This is a genomic window from Enterobacter sp. UPMP2061, from assembly GCF_053709615.1.
Map to the genome: position 1 here is coordinate 17271 of NZ_JBSKJP010000009.1, position 25088 is coordinate 42358.

General features: G+C 56.3%; 24 protein-coding genes. 14 read left to right on the top strand and 10 right to left on the bottom strand.

Translation table 11 applies throughout. The features are described from left to right. The first annotated feature begins 67 nt into the window (after positions 1–67). Complete coding sequence (locus ACWKXX_RS16405) at positions 68–1651, top strand: MFS transporter (RefSeq protein WP_017693238.1); 1584 nt, start codon at positions 68–70, stop codon at positions 1649–1651. A 4-nt stretch (positions 1652–1655) separates the two neighbouring features. Further along, on the top strand, positions 1656–2795 hold the full coding sequence (gene bglB / locus ACWKXX_RS16410; protein ID WP_026080697.1) for a beta-galactosidase BglB: 1140 nt from the start codon (positions 1656–1658) through the stop codon (positions 2793–2795). A gap of 34 nt (positions 2796–2829) precedes the next feature. Here bglB and argS read toward each other — a convergent pair whose 3' ends face one another. Then, on the bottom strand, positions 2830–4563 hold the full coding sequence (gene argS, locus ACWKXX_RS16415; RefSeq protein WP_040117795.1) for an arginine--tRNA ligase: 1734 nt from the start codon (positions 4561–4563) through the stop codon (positions 2830–2832). 238 nt (positions 4564–4801) lie between these two features. On the opposite strand from argS, the gene ACWKXX_RS16420 reads away from it, so the two are divergent. Together ACWKXX_RS16420 and cutC are read left to right on the top strand one after the other, a co-directional pair. Further along, positions 4802–5362 carry a VOC family protein gene (locus ACWKXX_RS16420; protein ID WP_015570274.1) on the top strand — a complete coding sequence of 187 codons (561 nt, stop codon included), beginning with the start codon at positions 4802–4804 and terminating at the stop codon, positions 5360–5362. Between the two features lie 78 nt (positions 5363–5440). Beyond that, a complete protein-coding gene (gene cutC, locus ACWKXX_RS16425) occupies positions 5441–6184 on the top strand; it encodes a copper homeostasis protein CutC (RefSeq protein WP_261666173.1) in 744 nt (247 codons plus the stop codon). A gap of 260 nt (positions 6185–6444) precedes the next feature. Here the strand turns inward: cutC and cmoB are convergent, their stop codons facing one another. The 5 genes from cmoB to ACWKXX_RS16450 are packed head-to-tail and all read right to left on the bottom strand — an operon-like array spanning position 6445 to position 10025. Further along, positions 6445–7416 carry a tRNA 5-methoxyuridine(34)/uridine 5-oxyacetic acid(34) synthase CmoB gene (gene cmoB, locus ACWKXX_RS16430; protein ID WP_261666174.1) on the bottom strand — a complete coding sequence of 324 codons (972 nt, stop codon included), beginning with the start codon at positions 7414–7416 and terminating at the stop codon, positions 6445–6447. Continuing rightward, positions 7413–8156, bottom strand: coding sequence for a carboxy-S-adenosyl-L-methionine synthase CmoA (gene cmoA / locus ACWKXX_RS16435; protein ID WP_003859735.1), 744 nt, complete (start codon positions 8154–8156; stop codon positions 7413–7415). The genes cmoB and cmoA overlap by 4 nt, the downstream gene beginning before the upstream one ends. Before the next feature lie 40 nt (positions 8157–8196). Beyond that, positions 8197–8592, bottom strand: coding sequence for an MAPEG family protein (locus ACWKXX_RS16440; protein ID WP_003859737.1), 396 nt, complete (start codon positions 8590–8592; stop codon positions 8197–8199). Between the two features lie 51 nt (positions 8593–8643). Beyond that, positions 8644–9462, bottom strand: coding sequence for a DUF72 domain-containing protein (locus ACWKXX_RS16445; RefSeq protein WP_023303897.1), 819 nt, complete (start codon positions 9460–9462; stop codon positions 8644–8646). Then, complete coding sequence (locus ACWKXX_RS16450) at positions 9459–10025, bottom strand: hydrolase (RefSeq protein WP_015570278.1); 567 nt, start codon at positions 10023–10025, stop codon at positions 9459–9461. Before ACWKXX_RS16450 ends, ACWKXX_RS16445 begins: the two co-directional genes overlap by 4 nt. 262 nt (positions 10026–10287) lie before the next feature. Between ACWKXX_RS16450 and aspS the strand changes: the two genes are divergently transcribed. The 6 genes from aspS (at position 10288) to ruvB (ending at position 15543) form a co-directional block, all read left to right on the top strand. Then, positions 10288–12060, top strand: a complete 1773-nt coding sequence (gene aspS, locus ACWKXX_RS16455; RefSeq protein WP_261666175.1) for an aspartate--tRNA ligase — start codon at positions 10288–10290, stop codon at positions 12058–12060. A 1-nt stretch (position 12061) separates the two neighbouring features. Then, entirely contained in the window at positions 12062–12505 is a 444-nt protein-coding gene (nudB, locus tag ACWKXX_RS16460) for a dihydroneopterin triphosphate diphosphatase (RefSeq protein WP_032653994.1), read from the top strand. A gap of 27 nt (positions 12506–12532) precedes the next feature. Next, positions 12533–13273, top strand: coding sequence for a YebC/PmpR family DNA-binding transcriptional regulator (locus tag ACWKXX_RS16465; protein ID WP_003859747.1), 741 nt, complete (start codon positions 12533–12535; stop codon positions 13271–13273). Between the two features lie 34 nt (positions 13274–13307). Continuing rightward, positions 13308–13829 carry a crossover junction endodeoxyribonuclease RuvC gene (gene ruvC, locus ACWKXX_RS16470; protein ID WP_003859749.1) on the top strand — a complete coding sequence of 174 codons (522 nt, stop codon included), beginning with the start codon at positions 13308–13310 and terminating at the stop codon, positions 13827–13829. Positions 13830–13909: 80 nt separating this feature from the next. Continuing rightward, on the top strand, positions 13910–14524 hold the full coding sequence (gene ruvA / locus ACWKXX_RS16475; RefSeq protein WP_003859751.1) for a Holliday junction branch migration protein RuvA: 615 nt from the start codon (positions 13910–13912) through the stop codon (positions 14522–14524). A gap of 8 nt (positions 14525–14532) precedes the next feature. Next, on the top strand, positions 14533–15543 hold the full coding sequence (ruvB, locus tag ACWKXX_RS16480; protein ID WP_003859753.1) for a Holliday junction branch migration DNA helicase RuvB: 1011 nt from the start codon (positions 14533–14535) through the stop codon (positions 15541–15543). 52 nt (positions 15544–15595) lie between these two features. Here ruvB and znuB read toward each other — a convergent pair whose 3' ends face one another. Then, entirely contained in the window at positions 15596–16381 is a 786-nt protein-coding gene (gene znuB / locus ACWKXX_RS16485; RefSeq protein ID WP_015570280.1) for a zinc ABC transporter permease subunit ZnuB, read from the bottom strand. Beyond that, a complete protein-coding gene (gene znuC / locus ACWKXX_RS16490) occupies positions 16378–17133 on the bottom strand; it encodes a zinc ABC transporter ATP-binding protein ZnuC (protein ID WP_003859757.1) in 756 nt (251 codons plus the stop codon). The genes znuB and znuC overlap by 4 nt, the downstream gene beginning before the upstream one ends. Positions 17134–17210: 77 nt before the next feature. Here znuC and znuA point away from each other — a divergent pair, with 77 nt between their 5' ends. The 3 genes from znuA (at position 17211) to lpxM (ending at position 20579) form a co-directional block, all read left to right on the top strand. Beyond that, positions 17211–18155, top strand: a complete 945-nt coding sequence (gene znuA, locus ACWKXX_RS16495; RefSeq protein WP_232944637.1) for a zinc ABC transporter substrate-binding protein ZnuA — start codon at positions 17211–17213, stop codon at positions 18153–18155. A gap of 15 nt (positions 18156–18170) precedes the next feature. Continuing rightward, positions 18171–19490: a murein DD-endopeptidase MepM gene (gene mepM, locus ACWKXX_RS16500; protein WP_003859762.1), complete on the top strand. Its 1320-nt coding sequence runs from the start codon at positions 18171–18173 to the stop codon at positions 19488–19490. Between the two features lie 117 nt (positions 19491–19607). Then, positions 19608–20579, top strand: a complete 972-nt coding sequence (gene lpxM, locus ACWKXX_RS16505; RefSeq protein ID WP_015570283.1) for a lauroyl-Kdo(2)-lipid IV(A) myristoyltransferase — start codon at positions 19608–19610, stop codon at positions 20577–20579. Positions 20580–20622: 43 nt separating this feature from the next. On the opposite strand, the gene pyk is transcribed toward lpxM, so the two are convergent. Beyond that, positions 20623–22065: a pyruvate kinase gene (pyk, locus tag ACWKXX_RS16510; protein ID WP_261666177.1), complete on the bottom strand. Its 1443-nt coding sequence runs from the start codon at positions 22063–22065 to the stop codon at positions 20623–20625. A 114-nt stretch (positions 22066–22179) separates the two neighbouring features. After that, a complete protein-coding gene (locus tag ACWKXX_RS16515; RefSeq protein WP_003859769.1) occupies positions 22180–23049 on the bottom strand; it encodes a MurR/RpiR family transcriptional regulator in 870 nt (289 codons plus the stop codon). Positions 23050–23405: 356 nt separating this feature from the next. On the opposite strand from ACWKXX_RS16515, the gene zwf reads away from it, so the two are divergent. Continuing rightward, the gene (zwf, locus tag ACWKXX_RS16520; protein ID WP_003859771.1) at positions 23406–24881 is read left to right on the top strand and encodes a glucose-6-phosphate dehydrogenase; all 1476 of its coding nucleotides are present in this window, start codon (positions 23406–23408) and stop codon (positions 24879–24881) included. The last annotated feature ends 207 nt before the right edge of the window (positions 24882–25088 follow it).

Consider the following 25088-nt stretch of genomic DNA (forward strand, 5'->3'; position numbering starts at 1 on the left):
CCGTGTAAAAACTCCCGGACGAGGTTGCTTACAGGGAGTCTCCCAAAACTGATTAGGGTTGACGGCAATGAAAACACGTAAAATTGGACTCGCAAATTATTTTGCTTACGGGTCAGGGGACTTCCTCGGGGCGGGGACTACCGCCCTGACGGCCGCCTGGCTTTTGTATTTTTATACCACCTTCTGTGGACTCACACCGATTGAAGCAACCTTTATCTTCGCTGCCGCAAGGGTGCTGGATGCGGTTGTCAGCCCGTTAATGGGCTTTTTGACCGATAACTTTGGCACCACCTGGCTGGGCAAGCGTTTTGGCCGTCGTAAGTTCTTCATCCTGCTCGGTATTCCCTGCGTTTTCAGCTACTCGCTGATGTGGGTAGGGGACATGAGTTTCTGGTACTACCTGCTGACCTATCTGATCTTTGATATCGTCTACACCATGATCCTGGTGCCGTACGAAACGCTGGTGCCGGAGATGACGGACGATTTCAAACAGAAAACAAAATTCTCCGGGGCGCGTATCTCTATGGCGCAGATGTCCGCCATTCTGGCCTCCTTCCTGCCGGGGATCCTGCTCACGCATTTCGGCAAAGACAACGCGATCTCCTTCTTCTATGCAAGCCTGGTCTTCTCCGTACTCTGCGCGCTGATGCTTACTTTCGTCTGGTTCTTCACCTGGGAGCGTCCGCGGGAAGAGTGGTCTGAAGCGGCTCTGCGTGCCGAGGAAGAGAAGAAAAAGCTGACCCTGGGCCAGAGCCTGAACCGTCTTTTTGTCGAATTAAGTTCGACGCTGCGCATCAAGATTTTCCGCCAGCATCTGGGAATGTACCTTGGCGGCTACATCGCCCAGGACGTCTTTAATGCGGTGTTCACCTATTACGTGGTATTTGTGCTGATGCAGGAGGCGTCAATGGCGTCCAACCTGCTGGGCACGATGGCCATTTTCCAGTTCCTCGCCGTGATCGGCATGATCCCGCTGTGCATTCGCTTCGGACCTGCGCCGTCTTACCGCATGGTGGTCGTGCTGTTTGGTCTGGCCTCGCTCTCTTACGCGGTGCTTTATTACGCGGGCCTGAGCGACGTTTACGCTCTGCTGCTGCTGATCTCTGCGGTTGCTGGTCTTGGCCGCGGAGGTATCAACTACGTACCGTGGAATACCTACACCTACATTGCTGACGTGGACGAAGTGATCACCGGTCAACGTCGCGAAGGGATCTTCGCGGGCATCATGACGCTGACCCGTAAAGCGTCTCAGGCCGGTGCGGTGATGCTGGTGGGGATCGTAATGCAGATGTCGGGCTTTGTCAGCGGGCAAAAAGTGCAACCTGCGGAAGTGAGCCACACCATTCTGATGATCCTGAGCGTTGGCACTATTCTGGTGCTGTTCTGCGGCTTCCTTGTCTCCCTGCGCTTCAAACTCAATTTGCAGACTCACAGCACCCTGCGTGAAGAGACCGCGAAAATGCGCGAGTCCGGCCATGCGATGCCAGAGGCGGTGACCCCGCAGGCCCGCGCTACCGTGGAGATGCTGGCCGGTATGCCGTATGAATCCCTGTGGGGCAACAACAACATCGGTTATCTGAATCGCAATAAGCCGGCGGCCCCTTCGCTGAAGGATCGCGCGGTACTGAATTCGACATACAACAGAGGTTAAGATGATGAAAGTTTGGCCTGTCAAACATAGCCCGTTACTGCGTCAGCCTGAGCGCTTTATCGCCAGGGATGAGCTGAAATCGCTGATTCAAAAGGTGACGCATAACCTGGTCAATATCCACGACAAAACGGGTGAGTTTTTGCTGCGGCTGGACGACGGGCGCGTGATCGACACCAAAGGCTGGGCCGGATGGGAATGGACCCACGGCGTCGGTTTATACGGTATCTGGCAGTATTACTGCCAGACCGGTGACGAAGGCATGCGCGAGATTATCGACAGCTGGTTTGCTGACCGTTTCGCTGAAGGCGCAACCACCAAAAACGTGAATACCATGTCGCCGTTCCTGACGCTGGCGTATCGCTACGAAGAGACCAAAAACCCTGCCTGGCTGCCGTGGCTGGAAAGCTGGGCGGAATGGGCGATGAATGAGATGCCGCGCACCGAACATGGCGGCATGCAGCACATCACCCTGGCGGAAGAGAACCATCAGCAGATGTGGGATGACACGCTGATGATGACGGTGCTGCCGCTGGCGAAAATCGGCAAGCTGCTGAACAAGCCGGAGTACGTCGAGGAGGCGATCTATCAGTTCCTGCTCCACGTACAGAACCTGATGGATCGGGAGACCGGACTGTGGTTCCACGGCTGGAATTACGACGGCAATCACAACTTTGCCCGGGCTCGCTGGGCGCGCGGCAACAGCTGGCTGACCATCGTGATCCCGGATTTCCTCGAGCTGGTGGATCTGCCGGAAAACAACGCCGTTCGTCGCTATCTGGTGCAGGTACTGAACGCGCAGATCGCCGCACTGGCAAAATGTCAGGACGAGAGTGGATTGTGGCATACGCTGCTGGACGATCCTGATTCTTATCTGGAGGCGTCGGCCACGGCAGGGTTTGCTTACGGCATTCTGAAAGCCGTGCGCAAGCGTTATGTCGGCGCAGAGTACGCAGAGGTGGCGGAGAAAGCGATTCGCGGCATCGTGCAAAACATCTCGCCGGAAGGGGAGCTGCTGCAAACGTCCTTCGGGACGGGGATGGGGAGCGATCTGGCGTTTTACCGCCAGATACCGCTGACCTCGATGCCGTATGGCCAGGCAATGGCGATTCTGTGTCTGACGGAATATTTGCGGAAATATTTCTGATAATAAAAAACCCGGCGCTCGCCGGGTTTCTTTTTTACATACGTTCTACGGTTTCGATACCCAGGGTATCCAGACCGAGCTTCAGGGTCTTCGCCGTCAGCTGCGCCAGCTTCAGGCGGCTGTGACGCACCGCTTCGCTCTCAGCAGAGAGGATAGGGCAGTGTTCGTAGAAGCCAGAGAACAGACCGGCCAGATCGTACAGGTATGCACACATAACGTGCGGCGTACCGTCACGCGCGACCACGGAGAGCGTCTCTTCGAACTGAAGCAGGCGGGCAGCCAGCTGTGCTTCACGGTCTTCGGTAAGGGTCACCGTAGCATTCGCCAGCACGCTTTCGTCGATATTGGCTTTACGGAAGACGGAGAGTACGCGGGTATAAGCGTACTGCATATATGGCGCCGTGTTGCCTTCAAACGCCAGCATGTTGTCCCAGTCGAAGATATAGTCGGTGGTACGGTTCTTGGAGAGATCCGCGTATTTCACCGCGCCGATCCCAACCGCGTTAGCCAGTTTCTCCAGCTCGTCAGCAGGCATATCCGGGTTCTTCTCGGCCACCAGGCGACGCGCGCGTTCCAGCGCTTCATCCAGCAGATCGGAAAGCTTCACGGTGCCGCCCGCACGGGTTTTGAACGGCTTACCGTCTTTACCCAGCATCATGCCGAACATGTGATGTTCCAGCGGCACGGAATCCGGCACATAACCCGCTTTACGCACGATAGTCCACGCCTGCATCAGGTGCTGGTGCTGACGGGAGTCGATGTAATACAGCACGCGATCCGCATGCAGGGTTTCGTAACGGTATTTCGCACAGGCGATGTCGGTGGTGGTGTAGAGATAGCCGCCATCCTTTTTCTGGACGATCACACCCATCGGTTCGCCTTCCTTGTTTTTATACTCATCAAGGAACACCACCGTTGCGCCTTCGCTTTCCACCGCCAGATTTTTAGCTTTCAGGTCCGCCACAATGCCTGGCAGCATCGGGTTATACAGGCTTTCACCCATCACGTCGTCACGGGTCAGGGTCACGTTCAGACGGTTATAGGTGAGCTGATTCTGGGACATGGTAATGTCCACCAGCTTGCGCCACATCTCGAGGAAGTACGGGTCGCCGCCTTGAAGTTTCACCACGTAGCTGCGCGCGCGCTCGGCGAAGGCTTCATCTTCGTCATAGTGCTTTTTGGCTTCACGGTAGAAACCTTCCAGGTCTGCCAGCGCCATTTCGCCTGCGTTTTCCTGCTGCTGCTTTTCCAGATACGCGATCAGCATGCCGAACTGCGTGCCCCAGTCGCCTACGTGGTTAGCGCGGATCACCTTGTGACCAAGGAACTCGAGGGTACGCACCGCCGCGTCACCGATGATGGTGGAGCGCAGGTGACCGACGTGCATCTCTTTCGCCACGTTTGGCGCGGAGTAGTCAACCACCACGGTCTGCGCATCTGGCTGAGCCACGCCCAGGCGGTCAGACTTCAGCGCCGCGTCAACGTGGCTTGCGAGGAATGCAGGCTCAAGGAAAATGTTGATAAAGCCTGGACCGGCGATTTCGGTTTTGCTGGCGATGCCGGTGAGATCCAGATGCGTCAGTACCTGCTCAGCGAGCTGTCGCGGCGGCATGCCCAGTTTTTTAGCCACTGCCATCACGCCATTAGCCTGATAGTCGCCAAACTGTACTTTCGCTGACTGACGAACCTGGGGTTCGCAATCCGCAGGCGCACCTGCGGCAATCAGTGCCTGACTGACTTTTTCTGAGAGAAGAGCCTGAATATTCACCTGGATACCTTACGTTTTTGATGCGGGTAAAAAACACCCACGCCAGTTTAAGAATTTAGGGCGGGAGTATACTGCAAATGCCTTCGGGCGTCAGCCCTGCGGGGTGCGAAGATCGCTCAGAATCCAGGCGAAGACGGTATGCATAATCATGCAGTCGAAAAAACCGTGATTCTGCGGTTGGTCGACAGAGGGCAACAGAGTAAATTAGCGGCTTTGCGACACGAAACGAGACTGACCTATGGCGAACTGGCATACCATTGACGAACTGCATGATATTTCCGCAGATTTACCGCGCTTCACTCAGGCGTTCACAGAACTTGCCACCCGTCTCGGGCTGGATATCGCGCCGCTTGAGGCCGATCACATCTCTTTGCGCTGCCACCAGAATGCCACCGCCGAACGTTGGCGGCGTGGCTTTGAGCAGTGCGGAGAACTGCTGTCGGAGAATATCATTAACGGTCGCCCGATCTGCCTGTTCAAACTTCACGCGCCGGTAACGGTGGCGCACTGGCAATTCACCGTTGTGGAACTGCCCTGGCCAGGAGAGAAGCGTTATCCGCACGAAGGCTGGGAGCATATCGAAATTGTTCTGCCTGGGGAGCCCGAGACGCTGAACGCCCGTGCGCTGGCGCTGCTTTCCGACGAGGGGTTAAGCCAGCCGGGTATTTTCGTCAAAACCAGCTCGCCAAAAGGGGAGCGCGAACGCTTACCGAACCCTACGCTTGCCGTAACGGACGGCAACGTGACGGTGAAATTCCATCCCTGGACTATCGAGCAGATCGTCGCCAGCGAAGCGTAAGCATTGTGAGCGTCGATCCAGACACCAATCGGGCAACGTGCCACGATGGTACGTTGAGTGAAATTTAAGGAGGATGACATGGCGCTGCTGGAAATTTGTTGTTACAGCGTGGAGTGTGCCGTCACTGCGCAACGGCAGGGGGCCGATCGCATCGAGCTTTGCGCGGCACCGAAAGAAGGAGGATTAACCCCGTCCTTTGGCGTGCTGAAATCAGCCCGTCAGGCCATCACTATTCCGGTGCACCCGATTATTCGCCCGCGCGGCGGTGATTTTTGTTATACGGCGGGTGAGTTCAGTGCCATGCTTGAGGATATCGCCCTCGTCCGTGATTCCGGTTTTCCGGGGCTGGTGATCGGTGTGCTGGACGAAGACGGCAACATCGATCTTCCGCGTATGCGTCAGGTCATGCGCGCCGCCCGGGGGATGGCGGTCACTTTTCATCGTGCGTTCGATAAGTGTCAGGATCCGATACAAGCCTTTGATACGCTGGCAGAACTGGGCGTGGCGCGCGTTCTGACGTCGGGCCAGCAGTCCTCGGCTGAAAAAGGACTGAAATTAATTACGGAACTAAAAGCACATTCCGGTGTTCCAATAATCATGGCGGGCGCAGGAGTACGCGCCAGCAATCTGGAACTGTTTTTAAACGCAGGGGTGGAAGAGCTGCACAGCTCGGCGGGTAAATGGATACCTTCACCCATGCGTTATCGCAATACAGGGTTGTCAATGTCGACGGATGCTGAAGCGGATGAGTACTCGCGCTACGGTGTGGATGGAGAGTCGGTTGCGGTAATGAAATCGTTGATTGAACGTCATCACGTGTAGCAACGTACCGATTTTTACCGCGCATCATGTCGCCCAATATGATGCTTGCTTGTACCAGGCCCCTGCAAATTACACAGGGGCCTTTTTTTCTCCTTCATATTTCAAGCCGCAGCCGCGTTGGCCGCCTCGCTCACCCCGGTCACTTACTGATGTAAGCTCCCGGGGATTCGCTGCGTTGCCGCCTTGCTGCAACTTGAACTATTTTGGAGAAAACGTGCGACGCGTAGGCCGGGTAAGGCGCAGCCGCCACCCGGCACAAACTACGGCTTGGTCGCAATCAATACCGCACGCATCGGGGCCGGATAGCCTTCGACGGTTTTGCTGTGGTCGTCCGGATCGAGGAACTGCTCCAGCGATTCGGTGATCATCCAGTCGGTGCGGCGCTGTTCCTCAACCGACGTCACGCACACATCGGCGATGCGTACATCGACAAATCCACATTTCTCCAGCCAGTTCTTCAGCGCCAGCGCGGAAGGGATGAAGTAAACGTTGCGCATCTGCGCATAGCGATCGCCCGGCACCAGAACGGCATGTTCATCGCCTTCGATGACCAGCGTTTCCAGCACCAGTTCGCCGCCGCTGACCAGCTGATCTTTCAACTGCCACAGATGCTCCAGCGGGGAACGACGGTGGTACAGCACGCCCATCGAGAAAACGGTATCAAACGCTTTCAGGGCAGGGAGTTGCTCGATACCCAGCGGCAGCAGGTGCGCACGCTGGTCGTTACCCAGCAGCTTACGCACCGCTTCAAACTGGCACAGGAACAGCTGCATCGGATCGATACCGACGGCCAGATGCGCGCCTGCGCCGATCATGCGCCACATGTGATAGCCGCTACCGCAGCCCACGTCCAGAATGGTGCGCCCGGTCAGGTCGGATAAATGCGGCAGAACGCGATCCCACTTCCAGTCAGAGCGCCACTCGGTGTTGATATTTACGCCGTACAGCGAGAACGGCCCTTTGCGCCACGGCATCAGGTTACGCATCAGCGTTTCGATGCGGTTGATCTGCCCGGCCGAGAGCGGCTCTTCGCTCTCCGCCGTCACGCTGTGCAGTAAATCCAGACGATGAGGCGTCAGTTCAGGCAGAAACTCCACGGCGTTGGACCACTGCTTCAACAGACCATGCTGCTGATCGCGCTGCCAGGTGGCAATTTGCGCAGGCAGGGTTTCCAGCCAGTGGGAAAGGTGGTTTTTGGCAATCAGCTGATAGAAATTACCGAACTCGATCATGCTGCGTCTCCGGCTTTAAGCGCCACCAGAGAACCAAAATTAAAGCACTGGAACCACAGTTCGCTGTGTTCAAATCCGGCTTTGCGCAGGCGCGCTTTGTGGGTTTCTACGGAATCCGTCAGCATGACGTTTTCAAGCATGCTGCGCTTCTGGCTGATCTCCAGCTCGCTGTAGCCATTTGCACGCTTGAAATCATGGTGCATGTTGAACAGCAGTTCGCCCACGCTGGCGTCTTCAAAGCTGAATTTCTCAGACAGCACCAGCGCGCCGCCCGGGTTCAGGCCCTGATAAATTTTATCCAGCAACCGCTGACGATCGTCCGGCACCAGGAACTGAAGGGTAAAGTTCAGTACCACCATCGAGGCGTTCTGGATGTCGATATCGCGGATATCGCCTTCTACCACCTCCACAGGCGTAGGGGCTTTATACGCGTCAATGTGGCGACGGCAGCGTTCGACCATGGCCGGTGAGTTATCGACAGCCACAATCTTGCAGCCTTCGTGATGAACGTTACGACGAATGGACAGCGTTGCCGCTCCCAGCGAACAGCCCAGGTCATAGACCTGCGTGCCGGGTTGAACAAAACGCTCCGCCAGCATGCCGATCATGGAGATAATATTGGAATAACCGGGAACAGAGCGCTGGATCATATCCGGGAAGACTTCGGCTACCCGTTCATCAAAGGTCCAGTCGCCCAGGCTGGCGATAGGCGCGGAAAAAAGCGTGTCGCGATCTGACATAACGTAAAAATCCGGGAAAAATAAAGGGGCATATTGTGCGCTAATGGAAGGAGAAAACCAACTCCCACGGCATATACCAAAGGTTAGCCAGCACCATCAGCAAAAGCGAGCACCAGGTCGCGCTCATGCCGGAACGACGCCAGCGGATCAGGCGGTGGTGAAAACCATAATAATGCATCAAACGCCCTGCTATCAGCAGTAGCCCACAGACGTGCACCATCCAGGTTTCTGCGCCATCCATCTCCATTAACAGCAGCAAAATTAACGCGACGGGAATGTACTCGACCGCGTTGCCGTGAATGCGGATTGCGCTTTGTAGCTCAGAAAATCCCCCGTCACCGTACGAGACGCGGTACTGCATTCTCAGGCGCACAACATCAAATGAAAACTTAATCAGCAGTAATGCACCTAACACCGCATACAGCGCGCTGACCATACTAACTCCCTGTTTTTGGCAGATGGCACGTCTCTATGATAGGGGGTGATTTCAGAAAAGAGAAGATTGTTGTGGGATGGACGGCGCGGGGCCAACCGACGGAACTGCCTGCTGCAAGGCCTGCCAGAGAGCATCGACCAGTTCAGGCGCCTGTGCGATATCCGGCGTATGTAAAAAAAGGTACGGCGTGGTGGTGTGCTCCCATTTCGCCAGCGTTTGCAGCCAGACGGCGAACATCTCCTCATTTTGCTGCATGTTATCGCTGCCGATAAACCGGACCATCGGGTTCTGTGCCGTTACGATCGCGTGGACGGGCACTTTAGGTTTTTTGCGCTGGGCATCAACAACGGCTTCGCTGTGCGGGATTGCGCTATGTACGGGGCGGCTGTCGAGGATCACGCGGTTGACCGATCGTTCATGCAGGCCGCGATTGAGCGCTTTCTCCGCGTCGCCCTTGGCAAAGAATTCCGGATGCCTTACTTCTACGCCGTAGGTGAAGCCATGCGGCAGGGCGTCGAGAAACTGCCAGAGGGCAGGCAGGTCGCGCGGGCCAAACGTGGCGGGAAGCTGGAGCCAGTACTGGCCAATACGGTTGGCCAGAGGCGACATCCGGGTGAAAAACTCGTGGGTTAAATCATCGCAGTTGCGCAGCGCGGCGTTGTGGGAGATGGTCGCCGGGAATTTAAAGCAAAAGCGGAAGTCGTCGCTGGTTTGCTCGCGCCAGCGTTCGACGATCTCCGCGCGGGGCAGAGCGTACAGCGTGGTATTGCCCTCCACGCAGTTAAAGTGTCGGGCATACTCTTCAAGGCTGGTAATACCCAGGCGCACCCATTTCGGGTGCGACCACTGGGGCAGGCCCACGTACATCATAGCGCGCTGAGGATCTCATCCGTGCTGCGCACGCGACCGATACGCGGGAAGATATGGGTCATGCTGCCCTGGTGCTGATCCGCAGAGGCTGCGCTGCACGCATCTTCCGCGATCACCAGGTTAAAGCCCAGCTCCCAGGCGTTACGGGCGGTGGATTCCACACCGATGTTGGTGGAGATCCCGCACAGAATAATCGTGTCGATCCCGCGACGGCGCAGCTGGAGCTCCAGGTCGGTGCCGTAGAATGCGCCCCACTGGCGTTTGGTGACTTCTATATCGCTGTCGCGTTTACCGAGCGAGACAGGATATGTCCACCAGTTGTCCGGCAGCGCCTGCGCCGGGGCCTTGGCATCAACCGGCTGCTTTAACGCTTCGGCGAAATCAGCGGACCAGCCGACGCGCACCATAACAACAGGCGAGCCGCTGGCGCGGCATTTTTCTGCCAGGCGCGCAGCGCGGCTGACCACATCGTCAGCGGTGTGCGGACCACCGGCAAAAGGCAGAATGCCTTCCTGTAAATCAATGACCACAAGGGCGGTTTTGGTGGCATCAAGTGTAAACATCGTCACTCCCGTCAAATGATTGCTTTTCTACACCTTACGACGTGATGGCCTGTTATCGGTCGGATAATTTTGTTAATTTTTGTGAGAATAGGCAATAAGAGTTCAGCAAACGCGCGTCAGGCCGTGCTTCGCTCTTATCGTGCGGCAGAATTTCCAGTATAATAGCCGCCTTTTTTCATCCAGTTGTGACATACAGAAAGCTGCGACATCGTAGCCTGCGAGACAGGCGACAATCAGCCTGCGGCTAATTAAGGGATATCTCATGCGTACAGAATATTGCGGGCAGCTGCGTCAGTCCCACGTCGGGCAGCAGGTCACCCTGTGTGGTTGGGTCAATCGTCGTCGCGATCTTGGTAGCCTTATCTTTATTGATATGCGTGACCGCGAAGGTATCGTTCAGGTGTTCTTCGATCCGGATCGCGCTGATGCGTTGAAGCTGGCTTCTGAGCTGCGCAATGAGTTCTGCATTCAGGTGACGGGCACCGTGCGTGCGCGTGACGAGAAAAACGTCAACGCCGACATGGCGACCGGCGCTATCGAAGTGCTGGCGTCCGATCTGACGATCATCAACCGCGCGGAAGCGTTGCCGCTGGACTCCAACCACGTCAACACCGAAGAAGCGCGTCTGAAATACCGCTACCTGGATCTGCGTCGTCCGGAAATGGCTCAGCGCCTGAAAACCCGTGCGAAAATCACCAGCCTGGTGCGCCGTTTTATGGATGACCACGGTTTCCTTGATATCGAAACCCCGATGCTGACCAAAGCCACGCCGGAAGGCGCGCGCGACTACCTGGTGCCATCCCGCGTCCATAAAGGCAAATTCTACGCGCTGCCGCAGTCACCACAGCTTTTCAAACAGCTGCTTATGATGTCCGGCTTCGATCGCTACTATCAGATCGTGAAATGCTTCCGCGACGAAGACCTGCGCGCTGACCGTCAGCCAGAATTTACCCAGATCGATGTGGAAACCTCTTTCATGACCGCTGAGCAGGTGCGTGAGGTGATGGAAGCCCTGGTGCGTAGCCTGTGGGACGACGTGAAAGGCGTTGAACTGGGCGATTTCCCTGTCATGACCTTCGCGGAAGCCGAGCGTCGCTACGGTTCCGACAAACCAGACCTGCGTAACCCGATGGAGCTGGTGGACGTGGCAGACCTGGTGAAAGCCGTTGAGTTCGCGGTCTTTGCTGGCCCGGCTAACGATCCGAAAGGCCGCGTGGCTGCCCTGCGCGTTCCGGGCGGTGCTGCCCTGAGCCGTAAGCAGATTGACGACTACGGCAACTTCATCAAGATCTACGGCGCGAAAGGTCTGGCCTATATTAAAGTAACCGAGCGTGCAAAAGGTCTGGAAGGCATCACCAGCCCGGTGGCGAAGTTCCTGAATGCGGACATCGTGGAAGCGATCCTTGAGCGCACCGGCGCGCAGGACGGCGACATGATTTTCTTCGGCGCAGACAACAAGAAAGTGGTTGCGGATGCGATGGGCGCGCTGCGTCTGAAGCTTGGCAAAGACCTGAACCTGACCGACGAAAGCAAATGGGCGCCGCTGTGGGTAATCGACTTCCCGATGTTTGAAGACGACGGTGAAGGCGGCCTGACCGCGATGCACCACCCGTTCACCTCGCCAAAAGAGATGACGGCGGCAGAGCTGAAAGCGGCGCCGGAAGACGCGGTGGCAAACGCCTACGATATGGTCATCAACGGCTACGAAGTGGGCGGCGGCTCCGTGCGTATTCACAGCGGTGAAATGCAGCAGACCGTGTTCGCCATTCTGGGCATTAACGAGCAGGAGCAGCGCGAGAAGTTTGGCTTCCTGCTGGACGCCCTGAAGTACGGTACCCCTCCGCACGCGGGTCTGGCCTTCGGTCTTGACCGTCTGACCATGCTGCTGACCGGCACCGACAACATCCGTGATGTGATCGCCTTCCCGAAAACCACCGCAGCGGCGTGTCTGATGACTGAAGCGCCAAGCTTTGCCAACCCGGCCGCGCTGGCTGAGCTGGGCATTGAGGTGGTGAAGAAGGAAGAGAAAAACTGATATGGCATATAAGCGTCCCGTTTCGGTTCTGGTGGTCATTTATGCAGAAGACACGAAGCGGGTGCTGATGTTGCAGCGTCGCGACGATCCGGATTTCTGGCAGTCGGTTACCGGCAGCCTGGAAGAGGGAGAGACCGCGCCGCAGGCCGCCGCGCGTGAAGTAAAGGAAGAGGTCGCCATTGACGTTGCTCGCGAGCAACTGACCCTGAAGGACTGTCAGCGCACGGTGGAGTTTGAAATTTTTAGCCATTTACGTCATCGCTATGCACCGGGCATTGAGCGCAATACGGAATCGTGGTTCTGCCTTGCGCTTCCCCATGAGCGGGAGATCGTGTTCACGGAACACCTGACCTACCGCTGGGTGGATGCGGCGGATGCCGCCGCACTGACCAAGTCGTGGAGCAACCGGCAGGCGATTGAAGAATTTGTAATTAACGCTGCCTGAGAAGGCGCGATTTTTGGAGAACTTTTTATGGCAGGTCATAGTAAGTGGGCCAACACCAAACACCGCAAAGCGGCACAGGATGCCAAACGCGGTAAAATCTTTACCAAAATCATTCGTGAGCTGGTGACAGCGGCGCGTCTGGGCGGCGGCGATCCGGCCTCTAACCCACGTCTGCGCGCAGCGGTGGATAAAGCCCTGTCCAACAACATGACGCGTGACACCCTGAACCGTGCCATCGCACGTGGCGTGGGCGGTGATGAAGACGCGAACATGGAAACCATCATTTATGAAGGTTACGGTCCTGGCGGTACGGCGGTGATGGTTGAGTGTCTGTCCGACAACCGTAACCGTACCGTTGCGGAAGTGCGCCACGCGTTCACCAAAACCGGCGGCAACCTGGGCACTGACGGTTCCGTAGCGTACCTGTTCAGCAAAAAAGGCGTCATCTCCTTCGAGAAAGGCGACGAAGATGCGATCATGGAAGCGGCGCTGGAAGCCGGTGCGGAAGACGTGGTGACCTACGACGACGGTGCTATTGATGTTTACACCGCATGGGAAGAGATGGGTGCCGTGCGCGATGCGCTGGAAGCGGCTGGCCTGAAGGCGGATAACGCTGAAGTCTCCATGATCCCGTCTACCAAAGCGGACATGGATGCGGAAACCGCACCGAAACTGCTGCGTCTGATCGACATGCTCGAAGACTGCGACGACGTGCAGGAAGTGTATCACAACGGTGAAATCTCTGATGAGGTTGCAGCGACTCTCTGATGAGAGCCTGTAAACCGTTTACGGGAGACGCGTGATGTCGATTATTCTCGGGATTGACCCCGGCTCACGCGTCACCGGCTATGGCGTTATCCGTCAGGTGGGACGCCAGCTAACCTACCTCGGCAGCGGCTGTATTCGCACCAAAGTGGACGATCTGCCGTCGCGCCTGAAGCTCATCTATGCGGGCGTGTCGGAGATCATCACCCAGTTCCAGCCGGACTATTTCGCCATCGAGCAGGTCTTTATGGCGAAAAACGCTGACTCGGCGTTAAAGCTCGGTCAGGCGCGCGGCGTGGCGATTGTTGCCGCCGTGAACCAGGATCTGCCGGTGTTTGAGTACGCGGCCCGTCAGGTTAAGCAGACGGTGGTGGGCATTGGTAGCGCGGAGAAAAGCCAGGTGCAGCACATGGTGCGTACCCTGCTGAAGCTCCCTGCGAACCCGCAGGCCGACGCCGCGGATGCGCTGGCCATTGCGATTACCCACTGTCACGTCAGCCAGAATGCGATGCAAATGAGCGAGTCGCGGCTCAATCTGGCGCGAGGCAGGTTACGATAATGACAAATCAGGCTGGATGTTTATCCAGCCTTTTTTTATTATGTCGGCAGTTAATTTCTTCCAGAACGCAGGAGCGTCACGTGATAGGCAGACTCAGAGGCATCATCATTGAAAAACAACCCCCGTTAGTACTGCTGGAAGTGGGTGGCGTGGGCTATGAAGTCCATATGCCGATGACCTGCTTCTACGAACTGCCGGAGGCGGGCAAAGAGGCGGTTGTCTTTACCCAGTTTGTGGTGCGTGAAGACGCTCAGCTGCTGTACGGCTTCAATAACAAACAGGAACGCACCCTGTTCCGCGAATTGATTAAAACCAACGGCGTCGGGCCGAAGCTGGCCCTGGCGATTCTGTCCGGTATGTCAGCGCCACAGTTTGTGAACGCCGTTGAGCGTGAAGATCCGGCTGCGTTAATTAAACTTCCAGGCATCGGGAAGAAAACCGCCGAGCGTTTGATTGTCGAGATGAAGGACCGCTTCAAAGGTCTGCATGGCGATCTGTTCACGCCGGCAGCCGATCTGGTGCTGACTTCCCCGGGCGCGCCTGCATCTGATGATGATGCCGAGCAGGAAGCGGTTGCCGCGCTGGTGGCGCTGGGCTATAAACCTCAGGAGGCCAGCCGGATGGTGAGCAAAATTGCTAAACCGGATGCCAGCAGTGAAACTCTGATTCGTGAAGCGCTGCGCGCTGCATTGTGAGGTAAAGGATGATTGAAGCAGACCGCCTGGTATCGGCAGGCACTATTCAGCCAGATGACGTGGTGGATCGCGCGATCCGTCCCAAACTGCTGGATGAGTACATCGGCCAGCCGCAGGTTCGTTCTCAGATGGAGATTTTCATCCAGGCGGCAAAGCTGCGCGGCGATGCGCTCGATCACCTGCTGATTTTTGGTCCGCCGGGGTTAGGTAAAACCACCCTGGCGAATATCGTCGCCAATGAAATGGGCGTTAACCTGCGTACCACCTCCGGCCCGGTACTGGAGAAAGCAGGGGACCTGGCGGCGATGCTGACCAACCTCGAACCGCATGACGTGCTGTTTATCGATGAGATCCACCGTCTTTCACCGGTGGTGGAGGAAGTGCTCTATCCGGCAATGGAGGATTACCAGCTGGATATCATGATCGGTGAAGGTCCGGCCGCGCGCTCGATCAAAATCGATCTGCCACCGTTTACCCTGATTGGCGCCACGACCCGCGCCGGCTCGCTGACCTCTCCACTACGCGACCGGTTTGGTATCGTGCAGCGTCTGGAGTTTTATCAGGTGCCCGACCTTCAGCATATTGTAGGGCGCAGCGCGCGCTACATGGGGCTGGATATGAGCGAAGAGGGAGCGTTTGAAGTGGCGAAGCGCTCCCGCGGTACGCCGCGTATCGCCAACCGCCTGCTGCGCCGGGTGCGTGACTTTGCCGAGGTGAAGCACGACGGCACTATTTCGGCCGAGATCGCCGCCCAGGCGCTGGATATGCTGAATGTCGATGCCGAAGGTTTTGACTACATGGACCGTAAGCTGCTGCTGGCGGTGCTGGATAAGTTCTTTGGCGGGCCAGTAGGGCTGGATAACCTGGCGGCGGCAATTGGCGAAGAGCGTGAGACTATCGAAGATGTGCTGGAGCCGTATCTGATCCAGCAGGGCTTCTTACAGCGTACCCCACGTGGTCGTATGGCGACGGTGCGGGCGTGGAATCATTTCGGTATTACGCCGCCCGCGATGCCGTAAGCAGCGATAAATGGTAGCCCCGGTAAGCGAAGCGCCACCGGGGATATGCTGACTACTGCGCGGTCTTTTTCATCATACTGAAAATAAACAACACCGCCGCGCACAATACCACCGACGGCCCTGCTGGCGTGTCATAAAACGCCGAGAAGGTTAACCCGCCCGTCACCGCAATCATTCCGATAATCACCGCGATACCGGCCATTTGCTCCGGCGTACGCGCAAAACGGCGCGCAGTGGCGGCAGGAATTATCAGCAGCGACGTGATGATCAGCGCGCCAACAAACTTCATCGCCACGCCGATGGTTAACGCCGTCACCAGCATCAACAGCAGCTTCACGCGCTGAAGCTTCACGCCATCGACAAAGGCCAGATCCGGACTGACGGTCATAGCCAGTAAATTCCGCCACTGCCACAGCAGGATCCCGAGCACCACTGCCACGCCAATGGCAATGGAAATCAGATCTTCGGGCGTGACGGCCAGCAGATCGCCGAACAGATAGGCCATCAGGTCCACGCGGATGTTTGACATCAGGCTCACTACCACCAGGCCCAGCGACAGGGCGCTGTGCGCCATAATGCCGAGCAGGGTATCAATTGCCAGATGAGGGCGTTTTTCCAGCCAGACCAGACCGGCAGCCAGCAGCAGCGTGACGACAATCACCGCATAAAATGGGTTCACGTCCAGTAACAAACCAAACGCCACACCCAGCAATGAAGCATGGGCCAGCGTATCGCCGAAATAGGACATTCTGCGCCAGACGACAAACGAGCCGAGTGGACCCGCGGCGCAGGCAAGCATAATCCCGGCCAGCCAGCCGGGCAGTAACAGTTCAATCATGAGTGTCCATTTCCCCGACGCAGGACAATTCGTCCCTGTAAATCATGGCGGTGATTGTGATTATGACGATAGATGCCCAGCTGTTCGGCGCCGCGATGGCCAAACATAGAGATAAATTCCGGATGCATTGACACCACTTCCGGCGTGCCGGAACAACAAATGTGATGGTTCAGGCACAGCACTTCGTCGGTTTTGGCCATCACCAGGTGCAGATCATGGGACACCATCAGCACCGCGCAGTTTAGCTCTCGACGGAGCTGGTCAATCAGATCGTACAGCGCAACCTGACCGTTGACGTCAACACCCTGCGTCGGCTCGTCCAGGACCAGCAGCTGAGGGCTGCTGAGCAGGGCGCGGGCAAGTAATACGCGCTGGGTTTCACCGCCCGACAGCTTTTGCAAGGGCGCCTCAACAAGATGACCCGCCTGAACCCGTTTCAGCGCCGGGAGGATATCCGCTTTACGCGTACCGGGACGGAGGCGCAGGAAGCGGCTCACCGTCAGGGGCAGGGTGGCATCGAGGTGTAACTTTTGCGGCACATAGCCGATACGCAACTTGTCTTCGCGGACGATAACACCTGCGTCGGGAGCTACCAGGCCTAATACGACGCGTACCAGCGTCGATTTGCCTGCGCCGTTAGGGCCGAGCAGGGTGAGTATTTTGCCGGGCTTCAGATTCAGCGACACGTCAGAAAGGACGCGGCGCTGGCCGAATGAGACCGAAACATTTTCAAGAGAAACTAAAGTCGTCATGTCAATTTAAGCTTGCAGAAGTCATCGAATGTTATAATATCACATTCCACGCATTCATTACGATGATTAGTCGCATTATGTTACAGAAAAATACGCTTCTTTTCGCAGCTTTATCCGCTGCTCTTTGGGGTACAACAGCACAAGATGTTAACGCCGCCGTTGTCGCTTCGCTTAAACCGCTTGGATTTATCGCCTCCGCCATCGCGGATGGGGTCACTGAGACCCAGGTTCTGCTGCCTGATGGTGCTTCCGAGCATGATTATTCTCTGCGTCCATCTGATGTAAAACGCTTACAGAACGCGGACTTAGTCGTCTGGATTGGTCCTGAGATGGAAGCGTTCATGCAGAAGTCAGCCAGACAGCTTCCCGCTGAGAAACAGGTGACGATTGCCGGGCTGTCCGGCGTGAAACCGTTACTCATGAAAGGCGATGAGGACGAGGGTGACGAACACGACCACGACCATGCTCACGGCGAAAAAGGTGACGACCATCACCATCACGGCGAATACAACATGCATCTCTGGCTCTCCCCAGAGATAGCGCGGCTTACAGCGGTTGCAATCCACGACAAATTAGTGGAACTTATGCCGCAAAGTCGAATCAAACTCGACGCCAACCTGAAGGATTTTGAGGCTCAATTAGCCGCAACCGACAAACAGGTGGGTAACGAGCTCGCACCGCTTAAAGGAAAAGGGTACTTCGTTTTTCATGATGCCTACGGGTATTACGAGAAACATTACGGTCTGACCCCGCTGGGGCATTTTACCGTCAACCCTGAAATTCAGCCTGGTGCGCAGCGTTTACATGAAATCAGAACACAGTTGGTTGAGCAAAAAGCGACATGCGTTTTTGCTGAGCCACAGTTCAGGCCAGCGGTCGTAGAAGCCGTGGCCAGGGGAACATCCGTGCGCATGGGAACCCTTGACCCGCTAGGTACGAACATCCAGTTGAGCAAAGCGAGCTATTCGCAGTTCCTCAGCCAACTGGCGAATCAGTATGCGAGCTGCCTGAAAGGAGATTAACGAGGAAGTGAATACGTGCAACAGATAGCCCGCTCTGTCGCCCTGGCATTTAACAATCTGCCTCGACCCCACCGCGTTATGCTGGGGTCGCTTACAGTTCTCACGTTAGCGGTCGCCGTCTGGCGGCCCTATGTTTACCACCCGAGTTCCGCCCCAATCATTAAAACCATCGAACTGGAGAAGAGCGAGATCCGCTCTCTGCTGCCTGAGGCCAGCGAGCCTATCGATCAGGCCGCTCAGGAAGATGAAGCGATTCCCCAGGATGAGCTGGATGACAAGATCCAGAATGAAGCCGGCATTCATGAATACGTTGTTTCTACTGGCGATACGCTGAGCAGCGTCCTGAACCAGTACGGTATCGACATGGGCAACATCAGCCAGCTCGCCGCATCCGATAAAGAGCTGCGTAACCTGAAAATTGGTCAGCAGCTTTCCTGGACCTTAACGCCCGACGGCGATCTGCAACGTCTGACCTGGGAGATGTCCCGTCGCGAAACCCGTACCTACGATCGCACTGCAAACGGTTTCAAAATGACCAGCGAATTGCAGCAGGGCGACTGGGTTAACAGCGTCATGAAAGGAACCGTCGGCGGCAGCTTTGTTTCCAGCGCACGCGATGCCGGCCTGACCAGCGCTGAAATCAGCTCGGTGATCAAAGCCATGCAGTGGCAGATGGATTTCCGCAAACTGAAAAAAGGCGATCAGTTCTCTGTCCTGATGTCCCGCGAAATGCTGGATGGTAAGCGCGAGCAGAGCCAGCTGGTGGGTGTTCGTCTGCGTTCAGACGGCAAAGACTACTACGCTATTCGCGCGGAAGACGGTAAGTTCTATGACCGCAGCGGTACGGGTCTGGCAAAAGGCTTCCTGCGTTTCCCAACGGCGAAACAGTTCCGCGTCTCCTCCAACTTCAACCCGCGTCGTCTGAACCCGGTAACTGGCCGCGTAGCGCCGCACCGTGGCGTTGACTTCGCCATGCCGCAGGGCACGCCAGTGCTGGCGGTAGGGGATGGTGAAGTAGTCATGGCGAAACGCAGCGGTGCTGCTGGCTACTACGTTGCTATTCGTCACGGTCGTACGTACACCACCCGCTACATGCACCTGCGTAAACTGCTGGTCAAACCGGGCCAGAAAGTGAAACGTGGCGATCGCATCGCGTTGTCCGGTAACACCGGCCGGTCGACGGGGCCGCACCTGCACTACGAAGTGTGGATCAACCAGCAGGCAGTTAACCCGCTGACGGCAAAACTGCCGCGCACCGAAGGGCTGACCGGCAAAGATCGCAAAGATTACCTGGCGCAGGTGAAAGAGGTGATGCCGCAGCTGCGCTTCGACTAAGCTCTCCTGATTTAAAAAGCCGGCGTCAGTATGCGCCGGCTTTTTCTTTTGTGCGCGGGCGGCAGCCTCGCTACACTATCCGAATATATTTTTGCGTCACCAGACCCTGGAACCCGCATGGAAACCAAAAAAAACAATATTGAGTACATTCCCGAGTTTGAAAAATCTTTTCGCCACCCGCGTAACTGGGGCGCCTGGCTTGGCGTATACGCGTTTGCTGGCATGGCGTTGCTACCTGCTTCCCTCCGCGATCCGGTGCTCGGCAAAGTGGGGCGCCTGGCAGGGCGCTTAGGTAAAAGCGCACGCCGCCGCGCGCAAATAAATCTGTTGTACTGTTTTCCGGATAAAAGCGACGCCGAACGCGAAGCAATCATTGATGACATGTATACCACCGCGCCACAGGCCATGGCGATGATGGCGGAACTGGCGCTGAAAGGGCCGGAGAAGATCGTCGAACGCGTTGACTGGAAAGGGCTGGAGATCATCGACGAGATGCGTCGCAATGATGAAAAGGTGATTTTCCTGGTGCCGCACGGCTGGGGGGTAGACATTCCGGCGATGTTAATGGCGTCGCAGGGCCAGAAAATGGCGGCGATGTTCCATAATCAGGGAAACAAAATCTACGACTTCGTCTGGAATACCGTGCGCCGTCGCTTTGGCGGGCGTTTGCACGCCCGAAACGATGGCATTAAGCCTTTCATTCAGTCGGTACGTCAGGGTTACTGGGGCTACTATCTGCCCGATCAGGACCACGGCCCGGAACACAGCGAGTTTGTCGATTTCTTCGCAACCTATAAAGCCACGCTACCCGCGATTGGTCGCCTGATGAAAGTCTGCCGCGCCCGCGTGATCCCACTGTTCCCGGTTTATGACGGTAAAACGCATCGCCTGAGCATTGAGGTACGTCCGCCGATGGACGATCTGCTGACCGCAGACGATCACACCATCGCACGTCGCATGAATGAAGAGGTGGAGGTGCTGGTGGGGCCGCATAAGGAGCAATATACGTGGATCCTGAAGCTGCTCAAAACGCGTAAACCTGGCGAAACAGAGCCGTACAAGCGTAAAGAGCTTTTCCCGAAGAAATAGGAAACCTTCACCCCTCTCCCCTTAGGGGAGAGGGGATTGGAGCTTACTCTACGGTCAGTACGCGGGTGGTATTGGTTGAGCCGATGGTGCTCATCACGTCACCCTGCGTCACGATAACGATATCACCGGATACCAGATAACCTTTGTCGCGCAGCAGGTTCACGGCATCGTGCGCGGCGGCCACGCCGTCGTTGGTGCTGTCGAAGTATACTGGCGTCACGCCGCGATACAGCGCCGTCAGGTTCAGCGTACGCTCGTGACGGGACATGGCGAAGATCGGCAGACCGGAGCTGATACGGGACGTCATTAGCGCAGTACGGCCAGATTCGGTCATGGTGATGATCGCCGTGACCCCTTTCAGGTGGTTGGCTGCGTACATCGCGGACATCGCAATCGCTTCTTCCACATTGTCGAACTGGATATCCAGGCGGTGCTTGGAGACGTTAATGCTTGGGATCTTCTCCGCACCCAGGCAGACGCGCGCCATGGCGGCCACGGTTTCCGCCGGATACTGGCCCGCTGCGGTTTCTGCTGACAGCATCACCGCGTCAGTACCATCCAGCACGGCGTTCGCCACGTCCATGACTTCCGCACGGGTTGGCATTGGGTTGGTGATCATGGATTCCATCATCTGGGTGGCGGTGATCACCGCGCGGTTCAGCTGACGCGCGCGACGGATCAGCGCTTTCTGGATACCGACCAGTTCAGGGTCGCCAATTTCCACGCCCAGGTCACCACGGGCAACCATCACCACGTCAGACGCCAGGATCACGTCGTCCATCGTGTCCTGATCGCAGACCGCTTCAGCGCGTTCCACTTTCGCAACGATTTTCGCATCGCAGCCTGCATCGCGCGCCAGGCGGCGAGCATAGTTCAGATCTTCGCCGCAGCGCGGGAAGGAGACGGCCAGGTAATCCACGCCGATCTGCGCTGCGGTCACGATATCCGCTTTGTCTTTATCGGTCAGCGCTTCGGCAGACAGGCCACCGCCGAGTTTGTTGATGCCTTTGTTGTTGGAGAGCGGGCCGCCGACGGTCACTTCGGTGAATACCTTCATACCCTGAACTTCCAGCACTTTCAGCTGTACGCGTCCGTCGTCCAGCAGCAGGATGTCGCCAGGCACAACGTCAGCAGGCAGACCTTTGTAGTCAATACCCACTTTTTCCTTATCGCCTTCGCCTTTGCTCAGGTTGGCATCCAGCAGGAATTTATCGCCGATGTTGAGGAAGACTTTGCCTTCTTTAAAGGTCGATACGCGGATTTTTGGACCTTGCAGGTCACCGAGGATAGCAACATGGCGGCCCAGTTTAGCTGCGATTTCACGCACTTTGTCGGCACGTAATTTATGGTCTTCTGGCGTACCGTGAGAGAAGTTCATGCGCACCACGTTGGCACCCGCGGCGATAATCTTTTCGAGGTTATTATCGCGGTCGGTGGCCGGGCCTAAGGTGGTGACGATCTTGGTTCTGCGAAGCCTTCTGGACATGTAATACTCCGTTGACTGAAACAACTTTGGTGTTGCGTGAACATAGAATCGGCCTTCATCTATCGCAAGGCAGTAGCGAGGGGACCGAATGCCGTAAATCGTACATCGTAGTTATTAGGGAACATCGCTCTTTATAAGCAATTCTTTATCAAAACGCGATTCTTTCAGGGCTTCCTTGACCCGCTTCAAGTTATCCCGGAATTTTGCGCCCCGGCGTAAGGTAAAACCGGTCGCCAGCACGTCGATGACCGTCAACTGCGCCAGGCGGGAGACCATCGGCATGTACATGTCGGTGTCCTCCGGTACGTCCAGGGTAATGGCGAGCGTCGCTTCCCTGGCCAGCGGCGTACCTGCCGTCGTCAGGGCGATGACCATCGCGTCGTTGTCACGCGCGAGCTGCGCCAGCTCCACCTGGCTCTTGGTGCGGCCCGTATGGGAGATGAGTACCACGACATCATCTTCACTACAATTCATACAGCTCATGCGTTGCAGCACAATGTCATCGGAGTAAATCACCGGCACGTTAAAGCGAAAGAACTTATTCATGGCGTCATGCGCCACGGCGGCGGACGAGCCAAGGCCAAAGAAGGCAATCCGTTTGGCCTGCGTGAGAAGATCGACCGCGCGATTCACTGAACTCATGTCCAGAGACTGGCGAACGTGGTCGAGCGTGGCCATAGCCGATTCAAATATTTTTGCGGTGTAAGCATCAACGCTGTCGTCTTCATCTACATTGCGATTAACATACGGGGTGCCGTTTGCCAGACTTTGGGCCAGATGCAGTTTAAAATCAGGAAAGCCGCGCGTGTCCAGACTACGACAGAATCGATTGACCGTCGGTTCGCTGACGCCCGATTCCTGTGCCAGAGCGGCGATGCTTGAATGAATCGCCTGAGCGGGCGCGGCGAGAATAACTTCAGCCACTTTGCGCTCGGATTTGCTAAGGTGTTCCAGTTGAAACTGGATTTTTTCCAGCATGTTCATTGTTAACAAGACGCTCATGAGGGCATAAACGATTTCATAAAGAGATGAAATCTTGATTCGATTTAGCCGATATTACCCCCGGGACTCCCGAAAGGGTAATCGTCGACAAGAAATGTTGTTGTTTTTTTTCATTACTTGATCGACGTCGGGTTTTGCTCTGACCCTGTTGCGCAAAGAATCGACGTTTGTTGCGTCATCAGACGGGCGTAATGGCCCGGGCGACGAAAAATCACCGTATCGCACGCGACGTTAAGCGCTAATGGTTTCAGGAAACGCGTAAAAGCAGTACAGTGCATTGTAATAAAATTACAACGATACCTGGCAGAGTACCAGGCGATCTAACTGAGGAGAATGACATGGCGGTAACGCAAACAGCCCAGGCATGTGACCTGGTCATTTTCGGCGCGAAAGGCGATCTTGCACGCCGAAAATTGCTGCCTTCCCTGTATCAGCTCGAAAAAGCGGGCCAGATCCATCCCGACACCCGAATCCTTGGGGTAGGGCGCGCAGACTGGGATAAGGAGGCTTATACCAAAGTCGTGCGCGAGGCGCTCGAAACGTTCATGAAAGAGAAAATCGATGAAAGCCTTTGGGATAAGCTGAGCGGGCGTCTCGATTTCTGCAACCTGGACGTCAATGATGTAGGCGCCTTTACCCGTCTGGGTGAAATGCTTGACCAGGAAAATCGTGTCACTATTAACTATTTCGCGATGCCGCCAAGCACCTTCGGCGCCATCTGCAAAGGTCTGGGCGAGGCGAAGCTGAACGCCAAACCGGCGCGCGTGGTGATGGAGAAACCGCTGGGTACGTCGCTGGCGACCTCGCGTGAAATCAACGACCAGGTGGGCGAGTTCTTTGAGGAGTGTCAGGTTTACCGTATTGACCACTATCTGGGCAAAGAGACGGTACTGAACCTGCTGGCGCTGCGTTTTGCCAACTCCCTGTTCGTGAACAACTGGGACAACCGCACTATCGACCACGTGGAAATTACCGTGGCGGAAGAGGTGGGCATCGAAGGCCGTTGGGGCTACTTCGACCAGGCCGGCCAGATGCGGGACATGATCCAGAACCACCTGCTGCAAATTCTGTGCATGATTGCCATGTCTCCACCGTCAGATCTGACGGCCGACAGCATTCGTGATGCCAAAGTGAAAGTGCTGAAATCACTGCGCCGTATTGACCGCTCCAACGTGCGTGAGAAAACCGTGCGCGGCCAGTACACCGCAGGTTTTGCCCAGGGGAAAAAAGTTCCTGGCTATCTGGAAGAAGAGGGCGCGAACAAGTCCAGCAACACCGAGACGTTTGTGGCGATCCGCGTGGATATCGACGACTGGCGCTGGGCCGGTGTGCCGTTCTACCTGCGTACCGGTAAACGTCTGCCAGCAAAATGCTCCGAAGTGGTGGTCTACTTCAAAAATCCGGAACTGAACCTGTTCAAAGAATCCTGGCAGGAACTGCCGCAGAACAAACTGACCATCCGTCTGCAACCGGACGAGGGTGTGGATATTCAGATCCTCAACAAAGTGCCGGGCCTTGATCACAAACACAACCTGCAAACTACTAAGCTGGACCTGAGCTACTCTGAAACCTTCAACCAGACGCATCTCGCCGATGCTTACGAGCGTCTGCTGCTGGAAACCATGCGTGGTATCCAGGCGCTGTTCGTCCGCCGCGATGAAGTGGAAGAGGCGTGGAAGTGGGTCGACTCCATCACTGAAGCGTGGGCAGCCGATCAGGACGCGCCAAAACCGTATCAGGCGGGAACCTGGGGACCTGTCGCCTCCGTTGCGATGATCACCCGTGATGGCCGCTCCTGGAACGAGTTTGAATAACCACCTTCTCTAGCCCAAAGGTGTTATTTTACCGGTAACATGATCTAACACAGCAAGTGGCATAATTTTTATCTTTTAAGCTCCGCGTGGATTCACCCGCGGAGCTTTTTTTATTACACTCCCTTCAGACATTTTGCCCCTGTGCTCCGGATATCAGGCGTTTCAGCGTTGTTAACAACCGTCAGAAACTGTGTAAACTCCCGAGCC